The organism is Halomonas sp. 707D4 (assembly GCF_024158685.1).
In the GTDB taxonomy this organism is placed as follows: Bacteria; Pseudomonadota; Gammaproteobacteria; order Pseudomonadales; family Halomonadaceae; genus Vreelandella.
Genome location: NZ_JAMZBD010000049.1, coordinates 1 through 11,248, shown reverse-complemented (window position 1 = coordinate 11,248; position 11,248 = coordinate 1). Strand labels below are relative to the sequence as shown.

The window sequence follows — 11,248 nt, the reverse complement described above, 5'->3', positions numbered from 1 at the left end:
TGCTCGCTGATGTGGCGCACCTCCACCAGCCCGCGCACCGTGCCGCTGCTGTCGCTCTCCGACAGCAGCGGCACGGTGCGCGGGCTGGTGGAGGTGCGCCACATCAGCGAGCACGTGCGCAAGATGCTGCGCGACGCCCTGACCGCCTTCGCCCGCTTCGATACCGAGCTCGCCATGCAGGTGGTGCGCGAGGACGAGTCCGTCGATGACGAGTACGGCAGTGCCATGCGCTCGCTGATGACCTTCATGATGGAGGACTCGCGCTCGATCACCTCGGTGCTGAGCATCATGTGGATACTGCGTGCCCTCGAGCGTGTCGGCGATCACGCCAACAACCTGGCGGAGTACGTGGTCTATCTGGTCAAGGGGCTGGACATTCGCCACAGCGCGCCGGAGCGCATCAGCGAGCAGGTACAGAAAAAGCCTTGACCTTGGCAGGCGTGCCCCTTGCAATACGCCCAGGCATATCGCCTGGGCGTCTTTTCGAGGAGTACCGATGCTGACTGCAGTTTCCGCCCTGGGCCGAGGCATTCGCCTGGTGTATCGCAAAGGGCTGAGGCGCTATATCTTTGTGCCCATCCTGATCAACCTAGGCGTCTATGCCGGTCTGATCACGTTCACCGCCCGGCGCTTTTCCGGCTGGGTCGATCACGCCATGACGAGCATCCCGAGCTGGCTCGACTGGCTGTCGTGGCTGATCTGGCCGCTGTTCGTCGCAAGCCTGCTGGTGGCGATATTTTTCACCTTCACCCTGGTGACCCACCTGATCGCCGCCCCGTTCTACGGGTTTCTCGCTGCCCGCGTCGAGCGCAGCGCCACCGGTGTCGAACCACTCGACGACCGGGGGCTCGCCAAGACCGCCGTCGATGCCGTGGGCCGCGAGCTGATCAAGCTTCGCTACATCCTGCCGCGCGCGGCACTGCTGCTGGTAGCGAGCTGGATTCCGGGGCTCAACCTGTTCGCCCCCTTTCTATGGGCCTTGTTTTCCGCCTGGGTCATGGCGATCACCTACCTGGACTACCCCATGGACAACAACAAGGTGAGCTTCAAGGAGATGCGCTGGCGGCTGGCCAATCGCTGGTGGCCGAGCCTGAGCTACGGGGGACTGGTCACGCTGATCACCTGGATACCACTGGCCAATCTTTTCTTGCTGCCAGGCGCGGTAGCGGGAGCGGTATTGATGTGGGAGGCGCACTACCGAGACCTGAAGCGCCTGCCCGCGTCCACGGATCGAAAAAACCGATAGGCACAAAAAACTAGACCCCGCTTGTGCGGGGTCTTCATCTTGCTCGGTGCGTGCGATACGTAACGAAAGCTTCCTATCCTTTTGCGGGACTCCAACCTTGGAATTTACCCTGACTCACGTTCTTGATCGTCGCTAGATCCAATCCTTGAATCGCTGAGCATCCATGCAGTAGGACATCCTTGTCCCTTATAATGCTCATTCCTTAAGCGTAATACTTTGTTGCAAAATTGCAACTAAACGTTAATCACGAATCGGAATTTTTCTCGACGACTTCTTCCGGTGAAGTCTCGGTACCGGCTCCCGCCGTGGTTCCCATGGAATCCGGCTCACCGATGGTCTCGGAGTTCGGTCCCTGGGTGTGATGATCAGTGGTCAACTCTTCCTGAGTATAGTTCGCACTGTCATTGGTGTTCATGTTGACGCCTTGGTCTTGAGTGCCGTCCTGCTCGACCATGCTGTCCTGATTCTCATCGATGGACGGATGATCAGTCGTGTCGGCAAAGGCAAGCGGGCTTGCCAGCAGACCAAATGAAACGCCTAGAATGCCAGCTTTCTTGAGTAGTTCCTTGGACATCATATTCCACCTCCTAGATCGCTGTGGTTACCGCTCGTTCAAGAAAGATTGCCTTGCGGCATACCACTTCCTGCGGTTTCTTTCTTGCTAAAACCTTTGCAGCGCTCGTGCCAATATTTACAAAAAAATAAATATATATTTAAAATCAAATATTTAAATTAATACACAAGTTGTACAAAAAGTATTGCCCTGGGTCAGATTTGCGATATCAGGTGGCTATAAATGACACATGCGCACAGTTTGACCCGTACGCATTGCCAACTCGACACACCGCAATGCTGAAGCGATATCAGGTCGAATGCAGGCGGGTCGCAGGAAAGACGCAGCGAAAGCGCGCCCCCTGCTCGGGAAGCGAGTCGATCACAAGCCGGGCGTCGTGGCGCAGCAGAACGTGCTTGACGATGGCAAGTCCGAGCCCGGTTCCACCGGTGGCGGTACTGCGGCCCTTGTCCACGCGATAGAAGCGCTCGGTGAGGCGGGGGATGTGAATGGGGTCGATGCCGTGACCGTCATCCTGGACCTCGACATACGCCTCGCCGGTCGGCAGCACGCCACTCCGCAGGACGATGTGACTGCCAGCGGGCGTATAGCGCACGGCGTTGAAGGCCAGGTTGGAAATGGCGCTGCGCAACTCCTGCTCGCTTCCCATCAGGCGAAGATCGCCTTCAAGGTCGAGTTCGATGCGCTGGGGCGTCTCGTGTTGCTGGGCGGAGAGCGCGCGGGCGTCCTGGCAGATGCTGTCGAGAAGCGGCGTCAGCGCCAGGGGGTGATGGTCCTTCCCGCCCTGGTCGATCTCCAATCGGGAAAGCAGCAGCAGATCGTTGACCAGGTTCTCCATCCGCCGGGTCTGCGCCTGCATCTGCAGGATGCCCCGCCCGAGGCGCGGCGGCAACTGATCGCTCAGGTCACCGTAGGTTTCGAGATACCCCGACAGCACCGTCAGGGGCGTGCGCAGCTCGTGAGAGACGTTGGCGACGAAGTCCTGGCGCATTTGTTCGAGGCGGTGCAGGCGGGTGATGTCCCGCGCCATCAGCAGGCGTTCGTCGTCGCCGTAGAGCGTGATCTGGTACTGGAGAATGCGCCGCTCGTCGATGGGCGAGGTCAACGTCAAGGGCTCGCCGTACTCCCGTGAGGCGAAGTAGCGCACGAACCCCGGGTCGCGCAGCAGGTTGGTGATGTGCTGGCCCCGGTCATGAGCGGTCTGCAGTCCGAGCATCTCGGTGGCGGCGCTGTTCCACCACTCGAGATCACCGTGGCGGTCGAGCATCACCACGCTGTCGCGCATCGCCTCGGAAGACTCCTGAATGCGTGCAAGCATGGCCCGCAGGCGCCCCTGGGTGATGCGCTGGCTTTTCTGGTAGCGGTACAGGCGATCGAGCAGGTCGCCCCATAGCCCCTTGGCGGCGGGCGGCTCTTCGCTGGGCTCGAGAGTGAGCCACTGGTAGAGCGCGCGCAGCTGACGCAAGTGGTGGAAAAGGCACGCCGCCAAACCGAGGGCGAGTCCGAAGCCCGGGGCGCCGAAGAGCCAGCCCAGCACGACGCCGAGCGTGCCCAGCCACGCGATGCGCCAAAGCTCCCGGCTCCACAGGTGCATGCGTTACACCCGGGCGGAGAAGCGATACCCCGTGCCGCGTACCGTCTGGATCAGGTTCTGGTGCGCCTCGCCCAGCGCCTTGCGCAGCCGGCGGATATGCACGTCGACGGTGCGCTCCTCCACGTAGACGTTGCCGCCCCATACCTGATCGAGCAGCTGGCTGCGCGTGTAGGCGCGCTCCTGGTGGGTCATGAAGAACTGCAGAAGACGATACTCGGTCGGCCCCATCTCGAGCGCCTTGCCATGAGCACTCACCCGGTGACTCACCGGGTCGAGCAAGAGGCCGTTGATCTCGACCGGATCTTCCATGCCGCGCGGCGTGGTACGGCGCAGCACGGCCTTCAGCCGTGCCACCAGCTCGCGCGGCGAGAAGGGCTTGGTGATGTAGTCGTCGGCACCGGCTTCCAGGCCCTGGATCTTGTTGTCCTCCTCGCCCTTGGCGGTGAGCATGATGATGGGCAGCTCTGCGGTCGCCTCTTCACGCTTGAGACGACGGGCAAGCTCGATGCCGCTGGTGCCGGGCATCATCCAGTCGAGCAGCAGAAGATCCGGCTGGTGATCGACCACCAGGGCGTGGGCATCCTGGGCGTTGTCCGCTTCCAGCACGCGGTAGTCCGCCATTTCCAGCGCCACGGCGATCATCTCGCGAATCGGCGCCTCATCGTCGACGATCAAAACGGTCTTGGCGGTCATGGGCGGGCCTCGGGGTTCCGGCGAAGGGGGTCGATGACATAGCGATGACAATCACACCATGGCCAGGTGACATTTTTATGACAAGCGTTACATTAGCCCGCCACCGGCCAATAGCTCAAGGCGAGCCCGGCAAAGAGCACAAGCCCCGACCAATGGTTGTTCAGAAACGCCTGGAAACAGGCGTCACGCTCGCGGTGGACGATCAAGCGCTGCTGATGCACGAAGGTAGCGGCCATCGCCGCGAGCCCCAGCCAGAAGAAGCCGCCCAGTCCCACGCGAACGCCGACCCAGGCCAGGAGCGCGAGCGTGGCCAGCTGCAACAGCCCGATGATGAGCCGGTCGGCATCGCCGAACAATACGGCGGTGGACTTGATGCCGATCTTAAGGTCATCGTCGCGGTCGACCATGGCGTACTGGGTGTCGTAGGCGACGGTCCACAACACGTTGGCCAGAAACAGCACCCACGCCTCCAGCGGTACATGGCCGAGCGTGGCGCCGAAGGCCATGGGAATCGCCCAGGAGAACGCCGCCCCCAGCACCACCTGGGGGAAGTGGGTGTAGCGCTTCATGAACGGGTAGGCGGCGGCAAGCAAAAGCCCGCCCACCGAAAGCATCACGGTGAAGGCGTTGGTCAACAGCACCAGGATGAACGACACCGCCACCAGCACGATGAACAGCCCCTTGGCTTCGGTTTCGCTGATTCGCCCGGTCGCCAGCGGCCGGTGCCTGGTGCGCTTGACGTGGCCATCGAAATGGCGGTCGGCGTAGTCGTTGACCACGCAGCCCGCCGCACGCATGGCATAGACCCCGGCGACGAAGATCAAGAGCAGCCCGCGTCCCGGCACGCCCTCGGCGGCGACCCACAGCGCCCAGAGGGTCGGCCACATCAGAAGCCAGGTGCCGATGGGCCGGTCCAGGCGCATCAGGGTGATGAAATCAGCCGCCCGGGACCACCCGGTCGGGCGCAGCAGAGAACGGTCCATGCTTACCTCGTCAAGACAAAACGCGGTTCAAGCCTAGCGCGTCGCCAGGCCGAGATCATCCGCCATGGTGGATAAAAACCCTTCTTGCACCAGCAGCGAAAGCCCGCCGTGGGACAGAACCGAGCGGCGCGCCCACAGGCCCGTGGCGTCCGGCGCGCACAGCCGAGAGACGAAGGCCGGCGTCTGGGCGGTGGCGAACATCGGCCCGCGCACCAGGTCCGGCTGGCGAAACAGCCAACTGCCCAGCGAACGCTCGCCCAGCCGCTCCAGGTGCTGGCCCTGGAGATCCGTGAGCGCCGCCACCGAGCGCGCCACGACCCAGGGCCGCTCGTCCACGCACAGCGCCACCTCGCGCAGCCAGGCGAGTCGGCGCGGTGCAAGCCCCAGCGCCCGCGCCTCGTCGCGCCGAGGAACCCCCACCCCCTGGTACAGCAGGCGCACCCGGAACGGGCGCGAGCCCCCGGCCGCCACCAGCCGCGCGGTCAGTGAATCCAGCGAGGCGACCCACTGCCACCAGGGGGCACTCATGGCCGGGCGCAGCGCGGCCACCGGCTGCCAGCGAAGGAAGGAACGAGCCTGCAAGGTAGAGGGCGTCACACGGTCTCCAAGGCGGTGAAGTCTTGTCGGCTAGTGTAACATGACGGCTGGATTCGCTTTTCTCGAAACGCAGACAACTACCCGGGTGATGGTATGGCCCCCTCCTCTGACGACCGCCGCGCGACGACGGTGGACATGATCATCGTCGGCACCGGCATGGCCGGCATCGGCCTGGCCCGCGCGCTGCGCCGCCAGGGCGATACCCGCTCGATCACCCTGGTGAGCGCCGACAGCGCAGACGACTACACCAAGCCACTGCTTTCCACCGGCTTCGCCAAGCGCCTCGCCCCCGAGGCGCTGGTCAGGCAAGACGCCGAAGCACTGGCCGGGGAGCTCGAGGCCACCGTGCGGGCGAACACCCGGGTCGTCGCGCTGGACACCGAGCAGCAGCGCCTCGACCTCGATGATGGAAGCACCCTGTACTTCAAGGACCTCGTGCTGGCCACCGGGGCCGCGCCACGCCGCGCGATGAGCATCCCGGAACCGATTGCCGAGCGCTTTTTCACCGTCAACGATCTCGACGACTACCGCCGCTTTCGCGCTGCGCTGGCCAAGGGCCCGGCGCGCGTCGCGGTGATCGGCGCGGGCCTGGTGGGCTGCGAGTTCGCCGACGACCTGTGCGCCGGCGGCCACGCCGTCACGCTGATCGCCCCCGAGTCGACGCCGCTGCCGCGCCTTCTGCCTGAACCTCTGGGCGAGGCGCTGGGCAGCGCCTTCGCGGCCGGCGGCATCACCCTGGCCCTGGGCCGCCGAGTGGACGCCATTCAGCGCGACGACCACGACGCCCTTGCCCTGACGCTCGACGACGGCGCATCGCACACGGTGGACGCGGTCCTGCTGGCCACCGGCCTCGCCCCGCGCGTTGAGCTCGCCCAGGCGGCGGGGCTTTCGGCCGACGAGAGCGGCATCCACGTGGATCGCACCCTGCGCACCTCGCACCCGCATGTCTACGCTCTGGGCGATGTCGCCTGCATCGATGGCGTCAACGCCATGTACGTCCAGCCGCTTCAGGCCAGTATCCAGGCGCTGGCCGCCACGCTCGGCGGCCAGCCGACGCCGGTGGCCCTCGGCGCCTGGCCGGTGGTGGTGAAAACGCCACTGCTGCCGGTGGTGGCCTACCCGCCGGTCGCGCCGGTTGCGCGCTGGCGCCTCGAGGGCGAAGGCGATGCGCTGTGCGCCCTCGGCGAAGATAAAGACGGTCGTTTGGTCGGCTTTGCGTTGACAGGCGCCTGCGTCAGACGGAAAGTGGAGCTTTCCAGAGCAGTGCCTGCGCTGCTAGGCTGATGCTCGCTGTTCACGGCAAGGCCAGAACGTTCCGACCCTCAGGGTCCAACAACACTCAAGCGTTATGCTTTTTTTCATCAGGGAGATTTCACCATGCGCAAACCTGAACTCGCCGCCGCGATTGCTGAGAGCGCCGACCTTTCCAAGGACAAGGCTGGCCAGGTTCTCAACGTCATTCTCGACGAGATCACCAACAGCGTCGCCAAGGGCGAAGACGTGGCCCTGATCGGCTTCGGCACCTTCACCGTGCGCGAACGCGCCGCCCGTACCGGCAAGAACCCGCAGACCGGCGCGCCGCTGAACATTCCGGCCAGCAAGAACGTCGCGTTCAAGCCCGGCAAGGCGCTCAAGGACGCCGTTTCCTGATGAAACTTCGCCTGACGCTATGGCTGCTCGGGCTGATGCTCAAGCGCGCCCTGCGTCGCAAGCCGCGCTTCAAGGAGCAGCTCGAGCGCATGCGCGGCTTGAACTGGGGCATTGCCACGGAAGACCTCGGCACTGCCCGCTACTACCGGATGTCGCCGCAAGGCATCGACACCGGCAAAGGCCTGCCCATCGACCTGGATCTGGAGCTGCGCTTTCGCGATCAGGACGCCGCGCTCAAGATACTCAAGAAACCGACCCAGCAAGCCTTCCTGCACGGCATGATGGAAGGCGATGTCCGCCTGGTCGGCGACTCCAGCGACATGACCAAGCTGCAGAAGCTGTTGAAGCATCTGTAGCACCTTGCGGCTCGCCTTCGATGGCGGGCCGTTTCGACAGCACCTTCGCTTCGCGCGGTTTTCGAGTGCCCAGCATGACCGACAACACGCTCACCACGCGCGGTTTAAGGCTTAGCGCCCGCCCCGATGGCCCACTTTTGCCCCGCCATATCGAATCGCGTCCCGTATCATTGCCCCTCAGCCCACGTTTGCTCCTGCGCCCACGCTACATCAGTGTCGACCCCTACATGCGCACCCGCATGCATGCCGAGGGCTACGGTTACATCGAACGCTGGCAGGCAACAAGCGCGCTTTCGGGGTGGGCGTTGGCCGAGGTGCTGCACAGTCGTGAGGTGGGTTTCACGCCGGGTGATCTTGTCGTAGGACATCTGCCCATGCAGGAACTCGTGGCAAGCGAGGCGAGCGGGCTGATCAGGGTTTCTTCCGGAATCGACCCGCTCGCCTACCTGCACCCACTGGGCATGACGGGGTTCACCGCCTGGGTAGGCATGGAACATCTCGGTGCACCCATGCCCGACGACACCGTGCTGGTCAACGCCGCCGCCGGCGCGGTGGGGTCGCTTGCCGCTCAGCTCGCCAGACGTCGGGGCGCGCGGGTGATCGTCACTGCCGGACGTCCGGACAAACGCGCTTGGCTTGCCCGCCTGGGGTTCGATACGGTACTCGATCACCGCCACCCCGACTACGCCGCCCAGCTTCTGGATGCCGCGACGGAGGGCGTGACGCTCGGCTTCGAAAACGTGGGTGGAGCGGCGTTTCATGCGACGATCGAGGCGATGCGCCGCCATGGGCGGATCGTTCTGTGCGGGCTGGTGAGCCAATACCAGTCGACGAATCCACGCCAAGGACCAGCAAACATCGCAACGCTTGCGGCGAATCGCGTTAAGGTCACGCCGTTCGTGGTACCGCACTACCTCAAGCACTGGGAGACGTTTCAGCGCTTCATGGCGCCACAGGTAATGAAGCGCACGCTCGACTGGCGGCTGGACATCATGACCGGCGGACTCGATAGCGTCGCCGCAGCGCTCATCGGCGTACTCGAAGGCGACAACCTCGGCAAGCGGGTGGTGCTGATGGAGTGACATCGACGCCTGACCGCCGTGGTCAGCCGCGCGCTAACGTTGTTATACTAAAGTCTAAAATTCCAACGAAGAGACACTATGCCCATCGCCCTGCCGCTGCGTCGCCTGTGGACCCTGGATAAATTCGCCTACAGCCTGCGCGTGTTCATCGCCTTCAGCGGGGCGCTGGCGCTGAGCGCGTTTCAAGGTGACGTGGGGCTGGTGATTCCACTCTTTCTGGGCATCATCGCCTGCGCGCTATCGGAAACCGACGACAGCTGGCAGGGCCGTCTTCAGGCGCTTGCCGTCACGCTCGTGTGCTTTGCCTCGGCCTCCTTCATCGTGCAGTGGCTGTTTTCCTGGCCGTGGATGTTCGCGCTTGGCCTCGGGGTTTCCGCCTTCACGCTGATCATGCTCGGCGCCATCGGCCAGCGCTACGCCACCATCGCCTCGGGCACGCTGATTCTGTCGATCTACTCGATGATCAACATCGAACAGCACGGCGGCGTGGACGCGGACGTCGCCTCGCGCCAGCTTCTGCTGCTGGGCGGTGCCGCCTGGTACGGGTTGATCTCGGTGATCTGGTGTGCGCTGTTCTCCCGCCAGCCGGTCAAGCAGAGCATGGCGCGGGTCTACAAGACGCTGGGCGAGTTCCTGATTCTGAAATCCGCGCTGTTCGAGCCGGTGCGCGGGGTGGACGTGGAGGCGCGCCGGGTGGCGCTGGCGCGCCAGAACGGCCAGGTGGTGGCCGCGCTCAACCAGGCCAAGGAGATGATCTTTCGCCGCCTGGAAGGCCAGCGTGGAAGCGCGAAGCTCAACCGCTACCTGCGCATCTACTTCATCGCCCAGGACATCCACGAGCGGGCAAGCTCCACCCACTACCCCTACAGCGCGCTGACCGAGGCGTTCTTCCATCACGACGTGCTGTTTCGCTGCCAGCGGCTTCTGGACCAGCAGGGCCGGGCGTGCCGCCAGCTGGCGAAATCCCTTCTGCTCAACCGGCCCTTCGATCACGAGCTCTCGGAGCAGGCACTGATGGATCTGCGCGCCTCCATCGACAATCTGCGCGATCGCGGCCGCCCGGAGTGGCGCGCGCTGATTCGCCCGCTCAACGCGCTGGCGGACAACCTCGCCACGCTCGAAGGTCAGATTGCCAGCGCCCACAACCCGGACGCCAGCGACGATCGTCGCGACAACGCTCTGTTCGACCGCTCGCCAGGCAGCCTCAAGGAAGCCTGGAACCGGGTGCGCCTGAACCTGACCCTGGGCTCGCCCACCTTCCGTCACGCGGTGCGCCTTTCAACCGCCCTGATGGCAGGCTATGCGCTGCTGCAGTGGCTGGACCCGGAGCAGGGATTCTGGATTCTTCTGACCACGCTGTTCGTGTGCCGCCCCAACTTCGCCACCACCCGGCGCTTTCTCTCCCAGCGCATCCTCGGCACGGTGCTGGGGCTCACGGCGGGCTGGGCGTCGATCAGCCTGTTTCCCCAGCCCGGCATCCAGAGCCTGATCGCGGTGGCCGCCGGGGTGTGCTTCTTCGCCAACCGCGAACGCCACTACGTGATCGCCACCGCGTCGATCACGCTGCTGGTGCTGTGCAGTTTCAACCAGGTGGGTGACGGCTTCGATCTGATCTGGCCGCGGCTGTTCGATACCTTGATCGGCGCGCTGATCGCCGGGCTTGCGGTGTTCTTCATCCTGCCGGACTGGCAGGGGCGCAGGCTCTACCGCGAGGCGGCCAAGGTGCTGGCGAGCCATCGCTGCTACCTGGACGAGATCGTCCACCAGTACGAGCAGGGCAAGCAGGACGACCTGGCCTACCGCCTGGCGCGACGCAACGCCCACAACGCCGATGCGGCGCTCTCGACGCTCTTGACCAACATCCTCCACGAACCGGGCCACTACCGTAAGCAGGATGCCGACAGCGGCCTGCGCTTTCTGGTGCTCTCCAACACGCTGCTGAGCCATCTTTCGGCGCTGGGAGCCCACCGCCATCGCCTGGCGGAAGGCGAGGACGACGCCGCCCTGATGCCCCAGGCCCGCCACATCAGCGACCTGCTCGCGGCGATGACCGCGGAGCTTCACGGGCGCCGCTCGATCACCCCCGTCGTCGAACCGGTGAACGAACTTCTGGCCGCCCTGGACGAGCCGGCCAGCCTCGACGAGGAGCAGAACGCCGCCACGCTCTACCGCCCCATCCAGAGCCAGCTCAAGCTGATCGCCGAGCAGCTGGTGCCGCTTTCCGAGAGTGCCCAGCGCCTGGTTCAGGCCAAGCCTAGCAATACTCAGGCAGCAAAGGTATTCGCCATGGATAGTGAATAAGTTTTATTAGCTCTTGTAAGCGATCTCTTATTTTCTGTAGGTGATTGGCGCTTCGTGCTTGCCTGAATTGAACTGTCTGCCCAGATCATTATTCTTATCGTTTTCAATCGATGAGTGGATGGCCGAGGAGCAGCACGATGGCAAACGGAGCGGGGCTACGGTTCACCCTGAC

General features: G+C 64.1%; 12 protein-coding genes. 7 read left to right on the top strand and 5 right to left on the bottom strand.

Features of this window, described 5'->3' with window-relative positions; all coding sequences use genetic code 11:
* Positions 1 to 429: PhoU domain-containing protein (locus BIS11_RS03770; protein WP_301286405.1), on the top strand; the 429-nt coding region annotated here is incomplete at its 5' end.
* Between the two features lie 67 nt (positions 430 to 496).
* Positions 497 to 1,246: a sulfate transporter CysZ gene (cysZ, locus tag BIS11_RS03765; protein WP_253423737.1), complete on the top strand. Its 750-nt coding sequence runs from the start codon at positions 497 to 499 to the stop codon at positions 1,244 to 1,246.
* Between the two features lie 244 nt (positions 1,247 to 1,490).
* Here cysZ and BIS11_RS03760 read toward each other — a convergent pair whose 3' ends face one another.
* The 5 genes from BIS11_RS03760 to BIS11_RS03740 form a co-directional block, all read right to left on the bottom strand.
* Positions 1,491 to 1,820 (bottom strand): hypothetical protein, encoded by a 330-nt coding sequence (locus BIS11_RS03760; protein WP_253423745.1) that lies wholly within the window; start codon positions 1,818 to 1,820, stop codon positions 1,491 to 1,493.
* Positions 1,821 to 2,109: 289 nt separating this feature from the next.
* On the bottom strand, positions 2,110 to 3,414 hold the full coding sequence (gene phoR, locus BIS11_RS03755) for a phosphate regulon sensor histidine kinase PhoR (protein WP_253423734.1): 1,305 nt from the start codon (positions 3,412 to 3,414) through the stop codon (positions 2,110 to 2,112).
* Between the two features lie 3 nt (positions 3,415 to 3,417).
* Entirely contained in the window at positions 3,418 to 4,107 is a 690-nt protein-coding gene (gene phoB / locus BIS11_RS03750) for a phosphate regulon transcriptional regulator PhoB (protein WP_227390089.1), read from the bottom strand.
* Positions 4,108 to 4,199: 92 nt separating this feature from the next.
* The gene (ubiA, locus tag BIS11_RS03745; protein WP_253423731.1) at positions 4,200 to 5,090 is read right to left on the bottom strand and encodes a 4-hydroxybenzoate octaprenyltransferase; all 891 of its coding nucleotides are present in this window, start codon (positions 5,088 to 5,090) and stop codon (positions 4,200 to 4,202) included.
* Positions 5,091 to 5,123: 33 nt separating this feature from the next.
* A complete protein-coding gene (locus tag BIS11_RS03740; RefSeq protein ID WP_253423728.1) occupies positions 5,124 to 5,687 on the bottom strand; it encodes a chorismate lyase in 564 nt (187 codons plus the stop codon).
* Positions 5,688 to 5,780: 93 nt separating this feature from the next.
* Between BIS11_RS03740 and BIS11_RS03735 the strand changes: the two genes are divergently transcribed.
* The 5 genes from BIS11_RS03735 (at position 5,781) to yccS (ending at position 11,076) form a co-directional block, all read left to right on the top strand.
* On the top strand, positions 5,781 to 6,971 hold the full coding sequence (locus tag BIS11_RS03735; RefSeq protein WP_253423724.1) for an FAD-dependent oxidoreductase: 1,191 nt from the start codon (positions 5,781 to 5,783) through the stop codon (positions 6,969 to 6,971).
* Between the two features lie 6 nt (positions 6,972 to 6,977).
* Complete coding sequence (locus BIS11_RS03730; protein ID WP_338035123.1) at positions 6,978 to 7,337, top strand: HU family DNA-binding protein; 360 nt, start codon at positions 6,978 to 6,980, stop codon at positions 7,335 to 7,337.
* Positions 7,337 to 7,693 (top strand): hypothetical protein, encoded by a 357-nt coding sequence (locus tag BIS11_RS03725; protein WP_253423721.1) that lies wholly within the window; start codon positions 7,337 to 7,339, stop codon positions 7,691 to 7,693. The genes BIS11_RS03730 and BIS11_RS03725 overlap by 1 nt, the downstream gene beginning before the upstream one ends.
* Positions 7,694 to 7,713: 20 nt before the next feature.
* Entirely contained in the window at positions 7,714 to 8,775 is a 1,062-nt protein-coding gene (locus tag BIS11_RS03720) for a zinc-binding dehydrogenase (RefSeq protein ID WP_367399080.1), read from the top strand.
* 78 nt (positions 8,776 to 8,853) lie between these two features.
* Entirely contained in the window at positions 8,854 to 11,076 is a 2,223-nt protein-coding gene (yccS, locus tag BIS11_RS03715) for a YccS family putative transporter (protein WP_253585746.1), read from the top strand.
* Positions 11,077 to 11,248 lie beyond the last annotated feature (172 nt).